15 protein-coding genes are annotated in these 19,369 nt (G+C 72.1%); all 15 read right to left on the bottom strand.

What is annotated here, in order from left to right:
• From rfbC to asnB, 15 genes are read right to left on the bottom strand one after another with little or no spacing between them, the layout of a single operon-like run.
• Entirely contained in the window at positions 1–552 is a 552-nt protein-coding gene (rfbC, locus tag ACWD6P_RS16225; RefSeq protein ID WP_451444729.1) for a dTDP-4-dehydrorhamnose 3,5-epimerase, read from the bottom strand.
• Positions 549–1,844 (bottom strand): polysaccharide pyruvyl transferase family protein, encoded by a 1,296-nt coding sequence (locus ACWD6P_RS16230; protein ID WP_451444730.1) that lies wholly within the window; start codon positions 1,842–1,844, stop codon positions 549–551. The genes rfbC and ACWD6P_RS16230 overlap by 4 nt, the downstream gene beginning before the upstream one ends.
• Complete coding sequence (locus tag ACWD6P_RS16235; protein ID WP_451444731.1) at positions 1,841–2,797, bottom strand: glycosyltransferase family 2 protein; 957 nt, start codon at positions 2,795–2,797, stop codon at positions 1,841–1,843. Before ACWD6P_RS16235 ends, ACWD6P_RS16230 begins: the two co-directional genes overlap by 4 nt.
• Positions 2,794–4,077 carry a hypothetical protein gene (locus ACWD6P_RS16240; protein WP_451444732.1) on the bottom strand — a complete coding sequence of 428 codons (1,284 nt, stop codon included), beginning with the start codon at positions 4,075–4,077 and terminating at the stop codon, positions 2,794–2,796. Before ACWD6P_RS16240 ends, ACWD6P_RS16235 begins: the two co-directional genes overlap by 4 nt.
• On the bottom strand, positions 4,074–5,396 hold the full coding sequence (locus ACWD6P_RS16245; protein WP_451444733.1) for a DUF4910 domain-containing protein: 1,323 nt from the start codon (positions 5,394–5,396) through the stop codon (positions 4,074–4,076). Before ACWD6P_RS16245 ends, ACWD6P_RS16240 begins: the two co-directional genes overlap by 4 nt.
• On the bottom strand, positions 5,393–6,418 hold the full coding sequence (locus ACWD6P_RS16250) for an NAD-dependent epimerase/dehydratase family protein (protein ID WP_451444734.1): 1,026 nt from the start codon (positions 6,416–6,418) through the stop codon (positions 5,393–5,395). The genes ACWD6P_RS16245 and ACWD6P_RS16250 overlap by 4 nt, the downstream gene beginning before the upstream one ends.
• A gap of 3 nt (positions 6,419–6,421) precedes the next feature.
• Positions 6,422–7,099, bottom strand: a complete 678-nt coding sequence (locus ACWD6P_RS16255) for a PIG-L deacetylase family protein (RefSeq protein WP_451444735.1) — start codon at positions 7,097–7,099, stop codon at positions 6,422–6,424.
• Entirely contained in the window at positions 7,096–7,923 is an 828-nt protein-coding gene (locus ACWD6P_RS16260) for a glucose-1-phosphate cytidylyltransferase (protein ID WP_451444736.1), read from the bottom strand. Before ACWD6P_RS16260 ends, ACWD6P_RS16255 begins: the two co-directional genes overlap by 4 nt.
• A complete protein-coding gene (locus tag ACWD6P_RS16265; protein ID WP_451444737.1) occupies positions 7,920–9,191 on the bottom strand; it encodes a class I SAM-dependent methyltransferase in 1,272 nt (423 codons plus the stop codon). The genes ACWD6P_RS16260 and ACWD6P_RS16265 overlap by 4 nt, the downstream gene beginning before the upstream one ends.
• Positions 9,192–10,415, bottom strand: a complete 1,224-nt coding sequence (locus ACWD6P_RS16270) for a glycosyltransferase (protein ID WP_451444738.1) — start codon at positions 10,413–10,415, stop codon at positions 9,192–9,194.
• 2 nt (positions 10,416–10,417) lie between these two features.
• Complete coding sequence (locus ACWD6P_RS16275) at positions 10,418–11,698, bottom strand: O-antigen ligase domain-containing protein (RefSeq protein ID WP_451444739.1); 1,281 nt, start codon at positions 11,696–11,698, stop codon at positions 10,418–10,420.
• A gap of 1 nt (position 11,699) precedes the next feature.
• On the bottom strand, positions 11,700–13,232 hold the full coding sequence (locus ACWD6P_RS16280) for a right-handed parallel beta-helix repeat-containing protein (protein ID WP_451444740.1): 1,533 nt from the start codon (positions 13,230–13,232) through the stop codon (positions 11,700–11,702).
• Between the two features lie 8 nt (positions 13,233–13,240).
• The gene (locus ACWD6P_RS16285; protein WP_451444741.1) at positions 13,241–15,226 is read right to left on the bottom strand and encodes an alginate lyase family protein; all 1,986 of its coding nucleotides are present in this window, start codon (positions 15,224–15,226) and stop codon (positions 13,241–13,243) included.
• On the bottom strand, positions 15,223–17,415 hold the full coding sequence (locus ACWD6P_RS16290) for a bi-domain-containing oxidoreductase (RefSeq protein ID WP_451444742.1): 2,193 nt from the start codon (positions 17,413–17,415) through the stop codon (positions 15,223–15,225). Before ACWD6P_RS16290 ends, ACWD6P_RS16285 begins: the two co-directional genes overlap by 4 nt.
• A gap of 26 nt (positions 17,416–17,441) precedes the next feature.
• Complete coding sequence (gene asnB, locus ACWD6P_RS16295; RefSeq protein ID WP_451444743.1) at positions 17,442–19,367, bottom strand: asparagine synthase (glutamine-hydrolyzing); 1,926 nt, start codon at positions 19,365–19,367, stop codon at positions 17,442–17,444.
• Between the last annotated feature and the right edge of the window lie 2 nt (positions 19,368–19,369).

A 19,369-nucleotide genomic window follows, 5' to 3' on the forward strand; every position in this document is an offset into this window, starting at 1 on the left:
TCAGCTCTCTTTCTGCTTCAGGGCCTCGGCGAGGCTGGGCGCCTCCCGGTCCCGCTGGGACATCGATGTGACCGGCAGCGGCCAGGGAATGGCGAGCTCCGGGTCGTCGAAGGCGATCGTCACGTCCTCGGCCGGATCGTGCGGGCGGTCGATCCGGTAGGAGGTGTCGGCGGTTTCGGTCAGCGCCTGGAAGCCGTGTGCGCACCCCGCCGGGATGTACAGGGTCGCCTGCGTCTCGCCGGACAGCTCGAAGGAGGCCACGTTGCGGTAGGTCGGCGATTCGGGCCGTAGGTCGACGACGACGTCGAAGATCTTTCCGTACGAGCACCGCACCAGCTTGGCCTCGCCCTCGCCGGAGCGCAGGTGCAGGCCGCGCAGCACGCCGCGGACCGAGCGGGACACGCTGTCCTGGATGAAGGTGTCCGGGTCGAGGCCCACCGAGCGGACCACGTCGGCGTCGAAGGTGCGGCAGAAGAAGCCGCGCTCGTCGGCGTACGGGGTCGGCTCGAACAGGTACGCGCCGGCGATGTCCGGGACTGCGGTCGCTTTCATGAAGTCTCCTGCCGGGCGTGGGGGTGGGTGTGGGTGGGGGTGGTGGTGTGGGTGGGAGTGGGGGTGTGGGTGTGGTCGGTCGTCGGGAACAGGGCCGCGGTCAAGGCGGTGAACTGGTGCTCGAGCTGCTGTGCGGCGGCCAGGTTCTGCTCGGCGAGGGTCTGCCGCAGTTCCGCCGATCGCTTCTCCAGCGCCCGGAACTGTTCGAGCAACCGGTCGGCGTCGACCTGGCGCGCCGGATGGCAGTACGCGCCGAGGCCCATCCGATCCATGAGCGCATCGCTCTTCGCCGCATAGCTGAGTGCGAGCGTCGGTGTGCCGACCTTCAGCGCGCAGATCAGGTTGTGGTACCGGGTCGCCACCACGGTGTCGGCGGCCGCCGTCTCCTTCATCAGGTCGGCCAGCGAGGATGTTTCGGCGGCGGTGACCAGCGGTGAGTCCACCGCGTCGAGGATCGCGGCGACCACCGGCGCATCGCACTCGTCGCCGGTGAGCAGCCGGACCGGCCTGCCGTCCTCAACCAGGGCGCGGACGAAGCGGGTTGTCCCGTCGAGGTAGCGCCGGTGGATCTCCTCGGCCCGGGCGCGGTCGTCGTTGCCGCCGTGGAAGGCCATGAGGCCGACGCAGACCGGACCAGGCGGGCCCGGCGGGTCCGAGGGTGCGCTCTCCCGGACCGTCGGCGTCGGCAGGGCGAAGGCGAGGTCCGGGTAGACCTCGTCGCGTGCGGTGTCCACGCCCATCTCCCGCATCGCGTCGCGGGACTGGGTGTCCCGGTACGAGCGGTACGTGGCCAGCCTCGCCGACCAGCGTACGAGGGCCCGGGTCGGCCGGTTGCGGATCGGGGCGGCGCCGACTCCGACCAGCGCGACCCGGGTGCCGACCAGCCGACCGCTCGCGCAGAGCAGGAACAGCGCGTACGGGAAGCCCCACGGCCGCAGCGGCAGGGTGGCCTCCAGGACGCCCATGCCCGGCACGATCACCACGTCGTGGCGGTGCACCCAGGCGGCGGTGCGGACGGCGTCGACGAGTTTTCCCAGGCCCTTGGCCGCGATGGCGCCCGCACGTGACGCGGTCCGGTACTCCGCGCGGTTCCAGTGCAGCCGCGTGGCGGGGATCCCGTACCTGGTCGTCACGGCCTCGGGCCCGCCGCACAGTGCGTCGATGGCCGCCTCCGGGTGCTCGGCGCGGAGGTAGCCGAGCACGGCTTCGAGTGACCCGTCGTTGCCGAGGTTGCCGGAGCCGAGCAGGCCGAACACCCCGACGCGTACCGGGGTGTTGATCGTGGACCTCATGTCTGTCGCCCCTCGCGGCCGGCGACGAGGGTGTCGACGGAGACGGTGAGCCGGGCCGGGTCGACCGGGGCGCGGTCCTCGACCCGCTCGCCGGCGCCCGGTCGGGCCCGGCTGGTCATCCATGTGGCGAGGTGGCGGAAGCATGCGCGCCGGTCGGCCGGGGACAGCGGCGCCCGCCGGATCGCCGCGACGAAGCCCCAGACGTACTCGGCGAGGAGCCGGGGCGTCGGGTGCAGCGGGCCTGCCCGGCGCGGGTCCAGGTTGACGCACCGGGAGCGCTTGGAAGGGTTCGCGCGCTCGGCGCGGGTGGGGTGGTCGCGGCGGAAGTACAGCAGCTCCGGCACCTGGTGGAAGGGCCCGTGCAGGGTGATCTCGGCGACGAAGGTGCGGTCCGCGTGGTGGTAGCTGTCGTGCGGCTTCACCCGGCGCAGCACGTCGGCGCGCATCACCCCGTAGAAGTCGTCGCCGCCGGGCTCGAACAGCAGGCTGCGGAAGCGCTCGGGCGCGTGGGGCGAGTCGGTGGCGAGCCCGTACTCGTAGGGGACCTTCACCTGGCCGTCGCCGTCGATGACCGCCTGGCCGGAGTGCGCGAGGATCACGTCCGGCCGGTCGTCCAGCGCCTGAACGCAGCGCTGCAGCAGGTCCCGGGCGTACAGGTCGTCGTGCGAGGCCCACTTGAACAGCTCGCCGCGGCACTGGGTGAACACGTAGTTGTGGTTCGGTGCGGCGCCGATGTTGCGGGGCAGCCGGAGGTAGCGGATGCGCGAGTCCTGCTCGGCGTACTTGCGGCAGATGTCCTGGGTCCCGTCGGTCGAGGCGTTGTCGGTGATGACCAGCTCGAAGTCCTCGTAGGTCTGGCCGAGCAGGGCGTCGAGCGACTCGGCGAGGTACTCCTCGCCGTTGTAGACGGGCAGGCCGATGCTCAACCGGGGATTGCGCCCAAAACCGGTCATGTGGTCCTCACTTCGGAAAGGGAATTGCGGTGGCGCTCGCGCAGGGCGGCCCGCAGTTGCAGCCACCAGAGGGCCGAGCCACAGGCGGTCGCGGCGGCGACGCCCCAGGCCGAGCCGACGGCGCCGGCCACGGCCGCACCGCCGAGCCCGCCGCCGACATAGCAGACGGAGGCGAACAGTTGGACGCGCAGGCTGCGCCGGGCGGCAGCGAGCGCGCGAAGACCGGCCGCCGCGCCGCTGCCGAGCCCGGCGCCCGCGACGCCGAGCGCCGCCGGCACGATGAGCTCGGAGGCGGAGCCCCAGACGTCGCCGAGCACGAGCTCGCCGAGCCCGTCGGGCACCAGGAGCAGCGCGGCACCCCAGAGCACCGCGGCGGCGGCAAGACCGGCGCCGAGCAGCAGGCAGAACCTGGCGAGGCGGTCCGGGGCCTGCCGCAGCACCCGCGCCGCCTCCGGGACGGTGACCAGCGAAAGCCCCATCAGTACGGCGAGGAAGGGGCCGAGCAGGAGCTCGGCGCCCCGCACCACACCCACCGCGCCGACCCCGACGATCAAGCCGAGGCCGTACGCCCGCAGTTGGGCCGCGCCGCTGACACCGACGTTCTCGACCAGGTACCGGTAGCCGAGGTCGCGCTGCTCGCGAAGCCACGCGCGCGCTTCGGTCAACTGGGGCCGGATGCCGGACTGGAGGCAGCCGTACCCCGCGGCCACCGCGGCGGCGGCCCCCCAGGCGAGCACGAAGGCGGCCACGGTGTCCAGGCGCGTCGCCACCACCATGGCCGGGACGAGCGCGACGGTCGCCAGGACGTCGTTGGTGAACGCCTTGCGCCCGGTGCCCGCGGCGAAGAACGAGAACCGCCAGGCGTCCTGAAGCAGCAGCCCCGGCAGCACGACGCCGAGCGCAGCGAACGCGGGCCCCACCTGGCCGCCGAGAGCGAGTCCGGCCACCAGACACAGCGCACCGATGGCGCCGCCGACGCCGAGCGCGGTACCCGTCGACCGGGCCGCCGCCGCACGCCAGGACTCCGTCGGCACGCCGCTGAAGCGCACCACGAGCGGATCGGTGGCAAGGCCCCGGGAGACGTTGAGCACCACGCCGTAGGTCACCCAGGCCAGGCTGAACACGCCGAACGCGGTCAGCCCCAGCGACCGTGCCACGTAGATTCCCACCGCGAAGTTGTTCAGGCTGCAGACCGCCTGGTCGGCAAGGCCCCAGGACAGCCGGCCCGCCATGGCCCGCTTGGCGGTCCGCTTCTCCCCCTCGGTGGTCATCGGCGTCATGCCTTGATCAACCCGGCGCCCCGCAGGGCACCGGCCGCGGCGGCGACGGCGTCGAACGGCAGGCCGGACCGTTCGGCGACGTCCAGCAGACCGTGCTCGCCGTCGGAGAGGCTGAGCACCCAGAGCATGGCCATCTGGGCCTGCTTCGCGTCGCTGCGGCCGCCGAGCGAGTCGTACAACCCGCGCCGCCCCAGCTGGGGTTCGCCGTAGGGGCTGAGGTTGACGTACCGCCGGTTGCGGTCGAGGACGGCGAACGCCTCGCGGCAGAGGGCGAGCGTGTCCGCCATCGCCTCCGGGGTGACGAAGTCCGGGTTGTCCGCCGAGGTGTGGTATTCGGGGTACCCGGCGTACGGGGTCCGGCTGAGCGAGCCCACGCCGAGATCGAACCCGGGCGAGCAGTACTGCCGCTCGTCGTATCCGTACGGAGTGAACTCGGCGATGTGGTGCGGGCGTTCGGAGGCGGCAAGGACGTGCCGCATCGCCCGGTCGATCTCCGCGTCGCCGCGTCTGCTCTGCTTGTAGGTCAGTTGGCCCGGGTCGCCGGCGCAGGCCAGCACCAGGCCGTGCTTGACCTGGTCGATCCGCTCCGCGTTGCGGGCCAGCCAGGTGATCGCCCCGATGGTGCCGGGCGCGAAGAGGAACCGGTAGGTGTAGTACGGCGTTTCCCGCGCAAGGGCCCGGGCCAGGAACGTCGCCACCGCGATGCCGGCCAGGTTGTCGTTGGCCAGCGACGGGTGGCAGACGTGGCAGGAGACGATCACCTCGTCGGCGACCTGCCCGGGGACCACGTGCTCGGCGTAGGTGAGGTGGCCGTCCGCGAGGGTGGAGTCGATGCGCACCTCGTAGTCGCCGTCCGGCAGTGCGTCCAGGGTCTCCTGGGCCAGGCAGAACCCCCATTCCGGCTTGTAGTAGCTGGTGCGGTACGGCACCCAGGTCGGGTGGTCCGGCAGGGTGTGCAGATGTGCGCGGAGCTCGGCCAGCGGCATGGTCCGCGACACCGGCACGCTGTAGCCGAGTACGTGCAGGCTGGACGCGGCGAAGTCGACGACCCGGTTGCCCGCGGTGTCGGCGATGTACGCGTCCCGGATGTTCCACTCCTGCGGCACCGTCCAGTCGAGCACCTGCGTCCCGGTCGGTACCTCGTGCACCTGCAGCGGGATGTACTCGCCGACGATCTCCAGGGTGGCGCGTACACCGTCGCCGGTGATGCTCCGGCAGAGCGGGTACAGCCGCTCCACCAGGGCGTGCATCTGCTCGCCGGGCGTGGCGGTCGGCTGCTCGCCTGCCGCGGTCATCGGCTGTTCGCCGGGCGTGGTCATCGGCGCCGCCGCAGGGTGTCGTCGACGGTGCCGGCGTCGGAGGCCGCGCGGAGCACGGCGAGGCGGGTGAAGCGCTGCTCGAAGTCCTCCTGGGTCAGCCCGTGTTTCCGGTAGGCGTCGGCGAGTTCGAGGGCGCCCTGCTTCACCGTCCACTCGCAGTCGAAGCCGGGTATCGCGGCGCGGAACCGGGAGAAGTCCACCCGGTAGGACCGCGGATCGGCGCCGGTCTCCCCGGTGATCACCACCTTCGCGCCGGACACCGCCTCGGCGACCTGTTCGGCGATCTCGGCGACCGTGACGTTGTTGGTCTCGCTGCCGATGTTGAACGCCCGGTCGTGCACCGCTTGCCGCGGTGCGGTCAGCGCGGCCGCGAAGGCCCGTGCGATGTCGGCGGCGTGCACCAGCGGGCGCCAGGGGGTGCCGTCGGAGAGCACCAGGACCTCGCCGGACAGCAGCGCATGGCCCACCAGGTTGTTCAGCACGATGTCGGCGCGCAGCCGGGGTGAGTAGCCGAAGGCGGTGGCGTTGCGCATGTACACCGGGGTGAAGTCGTCGTCGGCGAGCGCGTGCAGGTCGTCCTCCACCCGCACCTTGGACTCCGCGTACGGCGTCACCGGGCGCAGCGGGGCGTCCTCGGCCACCAGGTCGCCGCCGCCGGCGGCGCCGTAGACGGAGCAGGTCGACGCGTACAGGAAGCGCTTCACTCCGGCGTCGCGGGCCAGCCGGGCCAGCTGCACGGAGGCGTGGTGGTTGATGTCGTAGGTGAGGTCCGGCGCCAGCGCTCCCAGGGGGTCGTTGGAGAGCGCGGCCAGGTGGATCACGGCGTCCACCCCGGCCACGTGGTCGGCCGTGACGTCGCGCAGGTCCACCCGGTGTCCGGACGGGTCCGCGGGCGGCGGGCCGAGGACGCAGTCGGCGAACAGGCCGGAGTCGAGGCCGACGACTTCGTGTCCGGCGGCCGCGAGGACCGGGGCCATGACGGTGCCCAGGTAGCCCTGGTGTCCGGTCAGCAGTACGCGCAAGGTTCAGTCCCCCACATCGGAAGTGCCCAGAGTGAAAGTGCCCAGGTTGAGCGTGAGTTTGGTGGCGGCGAACGCCTCGGCGTAGCGCGCGTGGCATTCGATGCCCCGGATGCGGGCGAGGCCGAGGAAGGCCTCGCGGTCGTACCAGGGGCGGTGCCGCTGCGAGGGGTAGTGCTCCTGCAGCAGCCGTACCTTCTGTTCGGCGGTCTCCGGCGTCAGCGGCTGGTACGCCGACGGGCGGCCGAGATCGCCGTCCCACTTGACGATCTCGTAGCCGAGGACCAGGTGGTCGCGGAACGCGGTGGGCAGCAGCTGGGCCAGGCCGCGGTGGTCCTGGTGCGCGTCATCGGTGCGCGGGGCGAGGATCAGGTCCGGCTCGGTCCGCTCGCGCAGCTCCTCGACCGCGGCCTTGGCCTCCTCCCAGTGTGCGGGCAGCCGGCCGTCCGGCAGCTTGAGCACGGTCAGGCGCAGGTCGGCGCCCGGGCAGAAGGCGGCGAGCGCGGCCTGCTCCTCCTGCTCCCGCTCGCTGCCGCCGCCGGAGAGCACCAGCGCGTCGACGCGGACACCCGGCCGCGCGAGGCACATCGTCAGCAGCGTGCCGCCGGCGCCGATGGCGATGTCGTCGCAGTGCGCGCCCACCGCGACGATCCGGTCCAGGCGCCCGGCCCCGAGGCGGATCACGCCCTCGCTCCGGCGCCGTGCCTGCTGCCGGTCACGCTCGCCGCCGCGCCGTCCCGTTCCCATACGGCCCACGGGCGGTCGCCCCGGGCGTACGCGGCGTCGAGCGCGGCCCGCTCCTTCACGGTGTCGGTCGGCTTCCAGAAGCCGCGGTGCTGATGCGCCACCAGCCGGCCGCGCTTGGCCAGTTGGGCGCATCCGTCGGCGACCAGGTCCCCGTTCTCCGGTATGTGGTCGAAGACCTCCTGGCGGAGCACGAAGTAGCCGCCGTTCTCCCACAGCGGCATGTCGCTCACCGCGGTGATGCCCCCCACCAGGCCGTCCTCGCCCAGGTCCACGCAGTGGAACGAGGACTGCGGCGGCACCACCATCATCGACGCACCGGCGTCACGCCGGGCGAAGTTCTCGATCATCTGCGGCAGCGGGGCGTCGGTGAGCACGTCGGCGTAGTTGGCGAGGAACATCTCGTCGCCGTCCAGGTGGTGGCGCACCCGGCGCAGCCGCTCCCCGATCGGCGACTCGATGCCGGTCTGTACGAAAGTGATCGTCCAGGAGGCGATGTCGGTGGACAGCAGCTCGGTCCGCCCGCCCCGCAGCACGAAGTCGTTGGACGTCGTCTCCTCGTAGTTGAGGAAGAAGTTCTTGATGTGGTGGGCGCCGTATCCGAGGCACAGGATGAACTCCGTGTGCCCGAAGTGCGCGTAGTAGCGCATGACGTGCCAGATCAGCGGCCGCGGCCCGACCATCGCCATCGGCTTGGGCACGTCGTCGGCGGCGCCGCTGCGCATCCGCATCCCGTAACCGCCGCAGAACAGAACGACCTTCATGCTGTGCCCTCTTTCACAGACGTGACCTCGACGATGCTCAGTTCCGGGATCGGGAAGACCAGGCGGCCGCCCCAGTCGTGGACGAAGGACAGCTGCTCGACCAGCTCGTCCCGCAGGTTCCACGGGAGGACGAGGACGTAGTCCGGTTTGTCGGCGGCTATCTGCTCGGGCGGCAGGATCGGGATGCGGGTGCCCGGGGTGAACCTGCCGTGCTTGTAGGGGTTGCGGTCGACCGTGTACGCGAGCAGGTCGGGCCGGATGCCGCAGTGGTTGAGCAGGGTGTTGCCCTTGCCCGGGGCGCCGTAGCCGACGACCGTCTCGCCGCGCTCGGCCGCCCCGATGAGGAACGTGAGGAGGTCCCGGCGCACCTTGGCCACCCGGGCGGAGAACTCGGTGTACCCGGACAGCTCCTGCAGCCCGGCGGCCTTCTCCCGGGCCAGCACGTCGGCCACCCGCTGGGACGGCTCACCGGCCACCTCGGCCGGCCGGGCCCACAGCCGGATGGAGCCGCCGTGCGTGGGCAGCAACTCGACGTCCACGAGCGCGAGTCCGCCGCTCGCCAGCGCCCGGATCGCGGACGCGACCGTGTAGTACTGGAAGTGCTCGTGGTAGATCGTGTCGTACTGGTTCTCCTCGATCAGGGTCAGCAGGTGCTGCACCTCGATGGAGACCCAGCCGTCGTCGGCGACCAGGGCGCGCAGCCCCTGGGTGAACCCGACCACGTCGGGGATGTGCGCGTAGACGTTGTTGGCCACGACCAGGTCCGCCGGGCCGTGCTCGGCGCGGACGGCCGCACCGGTGTCAGGGGACAAGAACTCCGTGAGCGTGGGTACGCCCGCGTCCCGTGCCGCGGCGCCGACGTTCACCGACGGCTCGATGCCCAGGCAGCGGATCCCCCGGTCCACCACGTGCTTCAGCAGGTACCCGTCGTTGCTGGCGACTTCGACCACGAAGGCCTCGGAGCCGCCGGAACCTTCGGAGCCGAGACCCACCCGCTCCACCGCGTCGGCGACGAAGGTGCGCGCGTGCTCCACCCAGGAGGTCGAGTACGAGGAGAAGTACGCGTACTCCTTGAACGTCTCCTCCGGCGTGATCAGCGGCGGGATCTGCGCCAGCCAGCAGTCGGTGCAGACCCGCAGGTGCAGCGGGTACGCGGGCTCCGGCTGGTCCAGTTGGTCCGCGGCGAGAAAGCTCTCGCACGGCGGGGTCGCCCCCAGATCGACGACGCTCGCCAGCGTCGCCGAGCCGCAGAGTCGGCATCGTGTCATTTACTGCCCCCCATTGATTCGGTCCCCCATTGATTCCGTCCGCCCCGCGATCGCGGTGCGGTACCCCTCCACCAGGCGCTCCAGGCCGACGGCCGGGCTGAAGCCCTGCTCGTAACGGCGCCGGGCCGCCTGGCCCATCTCCCGGTTGCGGTCCGGCCCGGCCGTGATCCGGCGTATGCAGTCCGCGAGCGAGGCTGCCTCGCCCGGCCGGTGCAGCAGCCCGGTCACCCCGTCCTCGACGAGTTCGACGAAGGCGCCGTGACCGGCGGCGACGGTCGGGACCCCGGCCGCCATCGCCTCCACGACCACCAGGCCGAACGCCTCCAGCCACGTCGAGGGAGCCACCACGGCGACCGACCGCGCGATGGCCTTCTGGCACTCCGCCGTGTCGTACAGACCGACGTACCGCACGTCGTCCCGGTCCGCCGCCCAGGCGGCCACCTCGTGCTCCAGCGGCCCCGCCCCCGCGATCACGAGCGGCACGCCCACACCGCCGCTCGCCGCGAGCTCCTCCCACGCGGCCATGAGCAGCCGCACGCCCTTGGCCTCCGCGAGCCGTCCGAGGTAGAGCAGATGCTCGCCGGCGCCTGACCGGCGGGCGTCCGGGTCGGGCACGAAGTTGTGCTTCACCGCAAGGCGTTCGGCGGGCATGCCGGCCCGCACCAGGACGTCGCGCTGCGCCGCGGAGATGCAGAAGAACCGCTCCACGCCGGACCACCACCGCCGCCGGTTGACCGACAGGCTGACCGCGAGCGGCACCGTCGCCAGCCGGGAGCTGCGGTAGCAGCCGTGCCGGACGGCGGGCAGCGGTGCCTTCGCCCCGACGCACTCGGTGCACGGCCGGCCGTCCCGCTGCAGCGTGCCGGGCGGGCAGACCTGGGTGTAGTTGTGCAGCGTGGCGACGGCGGGCACGCCGGCGTCGGCGCAGGCGGCCAGCACCGCGGGCGACAGCAGCGGGAAGACGTTGTGGACGTGGACCACGTCAGGGCGTGAGGTGCGGAGCCGGGCGGCGAGCTCCGCGCGGACCGCCGGGTTCCACGGCACCAGCAGCGGCACCGCGGCCTTGCCCGGCAGGGACCGGGCGGCGATGTCGTCGCTGCGCCGCTCGAACACCTCGACCCGGTGGCCGGCCCCGCGCAGCAGCGCCACCTCCTGGTCGACGACCTTGTTCTCCCCGCTCGGCTGCGCCGAGGCGTAGCGGTTGTGCACCACGAGGACGTGCATGCTCAGATCACCTCCGATTTCCGGGCCCATCGCGGTATGCGTCGTCGGGGGACTTCCGGCGTCGAGAGCCGAGGGACTTCGGTCGTCGCGAGGGGTGTGGCCGCGGCAGGTGCCGCCAGCAGCGAGGCGGCCACGGTCAGATGCAGCAGATACGGCGAGGCGTCGCCCAGCCCGGCCTCGGTGTACGACGCGATCGCGCAGTAGCTGATCAGGAAGATCGCGCAGGCCCTCGGCAGCGACGGCGGCCGCAGCAACGCGACGCCGCCCAGCACGATGATGATCGCCGCCACGAGGGCGATGCCGGTCAGACCCTGCTCGTGGTACACGGCCAGCCAGCTGTTGTCTATCGGCAGCCCGCCGAACGACTTGTCGCCCAGGCCCACGCCGAACAGCTGCTCCGAGGCCGTCCGGGGCGCCGCCAGCAGGGCGTCCCAGACCTTGGCCCGGCCGGTGAGGCTGGTCAGGTGCTCCTGGCTCTGTCCGCGCAGGAACCACGCCTGCAGCGCGGAGCCGAGCACCACCGCGGCCACCGCGGCGCACAGCACCGCCCAGGCGAAGAACCGGCGGGCGGCGGCGCTGGTCAGGACGAGCGAGCCGATCGCCAACGCCAACCCGATGAGCAGACCGAGCGTGGCCGTGCGGGTATGGGTCAACGCGAGCAGGATGACTGACGGCACGATGATGACCGCCGCGCTGGCCCTGTCGGTCCGGCGGCCCATGACCAGCAGTGCGGTGAGCCCGATGATCACCGCGGCGTACTGTCCGATCTGCGGCGGGGTGAGCGGCCACAACGCGCCGACCAGCCGCCCGCCGTAGAGCTCGGGCATGGCCGCGCCCGGTGAGATGACCAGGCCGGCGGCCACCGACCCGAGGGCCGCGAAGTACATCCGGATGTGGTGCCGGACGAACGTCATGCCGCCGCCCCACCAGCGGCTGAGCAGCCACAGCGTGCCGACGAAGAGAGCCAGCCGGGCGCAGCGGAACAGCGCGCCGAACCCGGACTCCAGGTGCACGCTGGAGATCACGCTCGGCACCAGCAGCAGGGTGAGCAGGAACAAGAAGGCGCTGGCTCGGATGCGCAGCCGGAGATTGAGCGCGAGCGCCAGCGCGAACGCGACGACCAGCGCGCCCATGGTGACCATCTGGATGAGGGAGCGGGGCAGCGGGACGATGGTCTTCGCCCCGGCGGAGCCGAGCGTGTTGAGGACCAGCAGCCCCCAGACGATGGCGACGAGCCTCGGTGGGCTGCCGGGCGGACCGGACACGTCGGGCGCCTCGCCCATCTCAACCACCGTCCCGTGCGCGGAAGGTGCTGCCCGCGTCCTGCCGGTACGGCATGCCCTGCCACTGCCCGAAGTCGAGCACCCGGCTCGGGTCGTGGGCGACGAACTTCCACGGTCCGAGGTAGACGTTGTCGTGCCAGCGGTTGCGCTGCTTGCCGGTGATCGCCTCGGCCACCCGCTCGCCCTGGTACGGCGACCAGTCCGGATAGGTGCCGTAGTTGGCGAGGACCGCCATGCGGTCGCACTTGTCCGTGCAGTCGACGACGGAGGTGTCCAGCACGAAGCGGTTGCCGTGGATGTCCACCCGCTGGGTCTTCCACCGGCAGTCGGCGTAGAGCGGAGCCTTGGCGATCGCCGGCCGCGCGCAGCGGTCGGGGTGCCGCACCAGCAAGGTGCAGTCACCGGAGGAGGTGTTGGCCGGGCTGTTGCAGAACCGGTCGGCGTTCTCCCACAGGGTGATCCCTGACCAGTTGTTCTCCAGCACGTTCCGGTAGATCTCGATCTTGTCGGTGCGGGCCCGGATCCGTGGTTCGCCGCCGGCCTCGGACAGGTAGACGGTCGCGAACGGGAAGTTGTCGCCGCGGTCGGCGGACCGGCGGCCCTCGGCCCAGTTGTTCCGCCGGATCGTGTTCTTCCGGATGACCGCGTTGTAGCTGGTCTCATAGATCAGCGCGGCACCGTCGTTGGCCTCCAGCACGTTGTCCTCGATGCGGAAGTCGTTGTTGTTGGTGTCCGCCCACAACCCGGCTCCGCGGTTGTCGTGCACCCAGTTGCCGCGTACGTCGGCGCCGTTGACGGCCCAGAACTTGATGCCTCCGGTGCAGCCGCAGCCCTTCCGCCGCCGCTCCCAGTCGTCGCGGTTGTTGTCCACGATCTCGTTGCCCTCGACCACCAGGCCGCTGATACGGCCGGTGGACTTGTACGCGTTCATGCCGTACTGACCGTTGCCGCGCAGACAGCTGGCGCGGACCCGCTGGCGGGCACCGGCCATCAGCCCGGCGCCGGAGTTGTGCTGGACCGTCGCATGCTCGATCACCCACCCGTCGGCCGAGTCATGGTTGACCACGCCCTCGTTGTGCGGCGGGACGAAACCCTGCACGGTCAGGTAGCGGAGGGTGACGTCGCGGGCGGTACCGCTGAACGCGTACTGGTTGGTCTTCCGGCCGTCGAGCACCGCGCCCGGCGCGCCGAGATAGCGGTTCCCCTTCTTGGGGACGACCTGGGCGTAGCGGTCCGATGCGAGCCGGTGCTTGCCCGGTCGAAGCCAGAACGTGGTGTTCGGGGGGCTGCTCTTGGTCTTCGCGGCCAGGTCACCGACCACCGCGGGGTCGACCGTCACCGCGCCCGCCGGCGCCTTCGCCGGCCCGGCCGCGGGCTTGGCGCACACCCGGGCCACGGACCGGGCCGCGGACGTGGGCGGCGCAGCGGTCGGCTCCGCCGCCGGGGCGCCCGGCGCGCTCACACAGCCGGTCGCCAGCAGGGCCAGCGCCAGCGGTGCCGCCGCCCACGCCCCATGCCGTCTCTTGATCCCCACGCGCCCCCCTAGCCGTGGAACCCGAGCACGGTGGTGAACCCCTGCGCGCCGTCGGTGAAGCCGGTGCCGACGAGCGTGGTGGCGGGTTCCTTGCGTCCGAAGCCGGCGGAGTACCAGCCCAGCGGGGGTTCGGTCGCGCCGCGATGCGCCCGCCAGGTCAGCTGCCCGGGCAGGTCGAGTACGGCGGAGCGGTCCTCGCCGTCCCGGGTCCAGGTGAGCTGTGCCCGGTTCCCTTCCAGGTCCGCGGTGATCGCCGGGCCGAGGTGGAACGCCAGGCGCACGGCCCGGCGCGGGCCGCGCACCTCGTCGACCACCCGCAACTCCCGGCTCTCGGCGGTCAGTTCCACCCGGCGGCGGTGCACGGAGCCCTGGTAGCCGTCGTGCTCGGCGCACCAGCGGGCCGTCCCCCCGTCAAAGGCGCCGGATGTGTCCACGGCCAGGACGCGGCTGCGGGCCTGCCGGGTCCACAGGAACGGGCCGCCGGAGACGGACTGGTCACCGCCGTCCAGCTGCAGGGTGTTGTGGCCGAGCGTCGACCGGAAGTACTGCCGCCACTCGGGCTGCCCGTGGTAGCAGTACGTCCCCGGGTCGGCGAGCACGTCGACCCCGTCGTGCCGGACCTCCACGGACAGCGCGTCCGCGTGGGCGTGCGCGGCGATGGACAGGAAGCCGTGCGGACCACCGTCGCAGCGGCACCAGATCTCTCCCGTCCCTTCCGGTCCGCGCAGGATCGTCATGCCCGCGTCGGCGAAGTGGGCCGGTCGGCTTGCCGGGCGGGGCACTGCCGGTGCGGTTTCATTCTTCGAGTACGGCTGGATGAGCGCGGCCAGCAGCGGGGTGCGCACATCGGTGCCACCCGCCGCCGGCCACCAGGCGAGCCGGCCGAACACGGCGTCCCCGGTGGCCAGCAGCGAGGCCCAGCGGTCGGTGCCCGCGCCGTCCACGACCAGACCGTGCCCGTCGTCCGCGTCCCCCTGGCGCGGCGGCCGCAGGTGGTTGTCCACGATGGCCGCGAGCGCGTCCGTCATCCGCAGCAGCACCTGCCGGATCGACGCGGGGACCGGCACACCGGCGGCGTCCGCCTCGGCCACCGCGGCCAGGCCGAGCTCCAGCACCAGTCCGTGGTACTCGGTGGCCAGCTCGCGGTTGAGGCCGGAGCCGAAGGTGTTGCTGCGCAGATGCCGCTCCAGCGACCGCAGCGCACCGGCTCGCCAGCGCGCCGAGGCGGGGAACCACCCGAACGCGCAGGCCGCGGCCAACTGCCCGGCGGCCTCGGCGATGACGTGGTTGTTCGCCGAAGACCCCCGGCTGGGGAAGGCGGCCAGCCAGCGCTGGTGGTGCCAGATCTGGTTCACCGCCACCGGGTTGCCCTCGAACAGCCCGGCCGCGCCCGGCCAGCCGTCGAGCAGCCGGCGGATCCACACCCAGGACAGCAGCCGGATCCCCAGCTCGATACCGCTGATCCAGTGCACCCCGCGCAGCGGCGCGTTCGCCGCCCACCAGGACCGCAGGTGCTCGGCCACGCGCTCGGCGTACCGCTCGTTCCCGGTGATCGCGTAGGCGGCGGCGAGCACGGTGAGGTACTGGTGCCGGGACGGCTCCCAGATCTGCTTGATGTCCCCGACCGCGTCCTCGTTCCGGTACGGCACGTCGAAGGCGTAGCCCCACGGAGCCCGGCGCCCGGTCTTCGGGTCGTACCACCAGTCCGGGTCGGCCAGGTCGTCGCGGTCCACCCCGAAGTACTCGGCGTGCCCGGCCATCAGCCGGTCCGCCTCGGCGATGAGACGTTTCGCGGCGTCCGGCGGCACGGCGGTGATCGCCCCGGCGGGCAGTACCGCGGTGAACCGGGCGCCGGTCCCGCTCGGGCACTTGGGCCGCGCCGACCGCCACCGCCGCCTGCGCACCGCGTCGCCCACCCGGCCCGCGACCTCCTGCGGTCCCATCCGGGACAGGCGTCGCAGGTACCAGCCCGGACTCCCCGAGTTCACAGTCATCGCGCCCTCGCCAACGTCACCGGCGCGCCGCCGGCCAGGCCGGTCTGCACGGCGAGGGTGGCCGCCGTGGTGGCGACCAGCGACTCCAGCGGCACCGGCATCGGCCCGCCGGTCCGCACGGCCCTGACGAACGCGGCCAGTTCGGCGTTCTGGCCCTTGTCCCGGGCCTTGGGCAGCCGAGAGGAGACCCACCGCTTGCGCCCGTACACCGAGGCCCGGACGAAGTCGTCGAGCCGCAGCACCTTGCCGTCCGCGATCAGGTCCAGCGTCTCCTTGGGGAAGCCGGACGAGCCGGTGGTGACATAGCTGATGGTGGCGGTGGACCCGTCCGGGTAGCGCAGCACGACCTGCAGGTCCTCGTTGCCGGACGTGGCGACCGCGTACACCGAGACCGGGTCGGCCTCCAGCAGCCAGCTCGCCGTGTCGATGAAGTGCCCGCCCTCGCCGGCGAACCGCGAGCCCTCGCTGCCCTGTTGGAGGTACCAGCTGCCGTGCTCCAGCCGGCCCGCGTTGACCAGGTAGCGCAGGCTCGCCGGACCGGTCCGGGCGCCGAACCGCTTTCTGGCCTCCTGCAGCAGCGGCGCGAACCGGCGGTTGAAGCCCACCTGCAGCCGGTCGTTGCCGGACTCCTCCACCGCCGCGAGTACGCCCGCCAGCTCGTCCTCGGCGAGGGCCAGGGGCTTCTCCACGAACACCGCCTTGCCGGCCAGCAGCGCCCTCCGGGTCAGTTCGGCGTGCGAGCTGTGCCGGGTGACCACGAACACCGCGTCGATGGACTTGTCGCCGAGCACGGCGTCGAGATCGGTGGTCGCCTCGGCGAAGCCGAACTTCCGCTGTGCGTTGGCCGCGGACAGCGCCGTCGTGGTGACGACGGTCGACAACGCGACGCCTTCGCGCCCTGCCAGGTGCGGCAGCAGCATCGACGTCGCGTAGTTTCCCGCGCCGACGAACGCAAGGCGCACCGGCATCTTGGCGAACCGGGCCGGGGTGGACGCCTTGCCGCCGCGCCGCACCGCGGGCACCGCCACCGCCGGGGCCTCCGCTTCCGCTTTCCCTTCCTCCGCGTGCTCGGGGTACCGGAACAGCACCGCCACGGCCTTCAATTCGCCGTCCTTCAGGCGCTGGTACGTCTCGACGGCGTCGTCGAAGTCGGCGACGTGGGAGACCAGGGGCTCCACGTCGACGCGGCCGCGGGCGAGGAGATCGAGGAAGCACGCCAGGTTGCGGCGCTCGGTCCAGCGCACATAGCCGATCGGGTAGTCGCGCCCTTCGAGTTCGTACTCCGGGTCGTAGCGACCGGGACCGTACGACCGGGAGAACCGGACGTCGAGCTCCTTCTCGTAGTACGCGTTCCACGGCAGGTCCAGGCGGCACTTGCCGATGTCGACGACCCGGCCGCGGTCCCGGCAGAGCCGGGCGGCCAGTTCGACGGGCTGGTTGCTGCCGCCGCCGGCGGCCAGGTACACCTGGTCCACTCCGTGACCGCCGGTGAGCTCGGCGACGGCGGCTTCCACCGCCGCGGACGCCGGATCGCCGCAGGCCACGGCGCCCAGGCGCTCGGCGAGCGCGCAGCGCACCGGGTCGGGGTCGGCACCGACGACGCGGACCCCGGAGGCCGCAAGAAGCTGCACGACCAGCTGCCCGATCAGGCCGAGGCCGATGACCAGCGCCACCTCGCCGAGCTGCGGCTCGCCCTGGCGGACGCCCTGCAACGCGATCGACCCGACGGTGCCGAAGGCCGCGTGCCGCGGCGCGAGGCCGTCCGGCACCGGGGTGTAGAGGTTCTTCGGCACCCAGTTCAGCTCGGCGTGCAGCGCGTGCTCGTTGCCTGCGCAGGCAACGAGGTCGCCGACCTTCACCTCGTCGATCCCGGTGCCGACCTGCTCGACCACCCCGCACAGCGAGTAGCCCAGCGGCGTGTAGGAGTCCAGCTTGCCCATCACCTTGCGGTAGGTGGCGGGCACCCCGTTGGTGGCCACGCTCTGCACGACCTTGGCCACCTGGTCAGGCCGGGAGCGGGCCTTGCCCAGCATCGACATGCCGGCCTCGGACACCTTCATGAGCTCGGTCCCGGTGGATATCAGCGAGTAGGCGGTGCGGACCAGCACACCGCCCGGCTTGCACCCCGGCACCGGCACGTCGAGCACCGTCAGCTCGCCGCTCTTGTAGTTCTGCACAACCTGTTTCACCCGAACTCCTCTGATTCCTAAGCCGTTCACCGAGTGCTCTGGCCGGACCCAGAGGTCGCGCCGCGATACCAGTACTCGAGGGTCAGTACGTGCCACAGATGCTTGGAGAAGTCCCGCTGCCCGGCGGCGTCCTCGGCGACCATGCGCGCCAGCGCGTCGCGGCGCAGCAGCCCGGAGTTGACGAGCACGCCGTCGTTGACCACCTCGCGCACCAGCGGTGCCAGATCCCGGCTCATCCAGGCCCGCAGCGGGGCGCTGAACAGGCCCTTGGGCCGGTACACGATCTCCCGGGGCAGGACCGAGGTGGCCGCCTCCTTGAGGACGGCCTTGCCCTGCCGTCCGACGATCTTGCGATCGCCGGGTACCGCGAACGCCGCCCTGACCACCTCGACGTCCACATACGGCACCCGCACCTCGGTCGACGCGGCCATGCTGGAGCGGTCCGTGTACGTGAGGTTCAGTCCCGGCAGGAACATCCGGGCGTCGCCCAGGCACATGCGGTTGACGAAGTCGTCGAGGTCGTTGTCCTGGTAGACGTCCGCATGCTCGGTCAGCACGTCGTCGACCGTCCCCGCCAGGTCCGGATCGACCAGGGCGAGCAGCTCGTCCTGGTCGTACATGGTGTAGCTGCGGCGGAACGCGGTCTCCTCCGGCAGATCGGCGAAGGAGAGGAACCGCTTCGCGAAGCGCACCGACCGGTACCCCCGGCGGGCTGTGGCGACCGGCAGCCGGTCCACGGCCCTGGACAGGCCGCGCCGCAGGGGCCGCGGGACGCGCTGGTAGCGCAGCGCGAGCAGGTTGGCCAGGTGCTTGCGGTATCCGGCGAACAGCTCGTCGGCGCCCATCCCCGAGAGCATCACCTTGACCCCGGCCTCCCGGGCGGCCGAGCAGATCAGGAAGGTGTTGATCGCGGCGGGGTCGCCGATCGGCTCGTCCAGGTGGTACGTCATCTGCGGCAGCAGGTCGAGTACGTTCGGGGCGATCTCGATCTCGTGCAGGTCGACGCCGAACCGCTCGGCCACCTGCCGGGCATAGCGCAGATCGTCCGGCATCGCCTCGAACCTGGCGTCCTCGGCGCGGAAGCCGATCGTGTAGGCGGAGATCCCGGGTTGGTGGCGGGCCGCCAGCGCGGTCAGGTAGCTGGAGTCCAGCCCGCCGGAGAGGAAGGTCGCCACGGGTACGTCGGAGAGCAGGTGGCGTCGAGTCGACTCCTCGACGACAGCGGCGACATCCGGCTGCTCGCCGCTGCGGGCCCGCTCCCGGCCCTCGGCGGCGACGTCCTTCAGGTTCCAGAACCGGCCGCGCTCCACGTGGCCGTCGGGCCGGCACCGCAGCCAGCTCCCCGGCGGCAGCTTCTCCGCTTCGCGGAACGCGCAGCGCGAGTCCGGCACCCAGTAGTACAGCAGCGAGGCCACCAGCGCCGCATGGTCCACCTGCAGCGACCCGCCGGTCACGGCGGCGAGCGCCTTGAGCTCGGAGGCGAACACCACACCCTCGCCGCGCCTCAGCAGGAACAGCGGCTTGATGCCCAACTGGTCGCGGGCGAGGACCAGTTCACCGGTTCGCTCGTCGTAGATCCCGAACGCGAACATGCCGCGCAGCCGGGGCAGGCAGTCGGTGCCCCAGCGCCGCCAGGCCTCCAGCAGCACCTCGGTGTCGGAGGTACCGCGGAAGCGCACCCCGGCGGCTGCCAGCTCGGCGCGCAGCTCGGGCGCGTTGTACAGCTCGCCGTTGTACGTAAGGGCGAGGCCGCCCGAGACCATCGGCTGGGCGCCGGTCTCGGACAGGTCGATGACGGCCAGCCGGCGGTGCCCGAGGTGCACTTCGCCGTCACCGGCGGGGTGGCTGTACCGGCCCGCCGCGTCCGGGCCGCGGTGGGCGAGGGTATCGGTGAGCCGGTCGGCCACGGCCTTCCCGTCCGGCCATCGGTAAGTGCCTGCGATGCCACACATGT

The organism is Streptomyces sp. NPDC002446 (assembly GCF_053595675.1).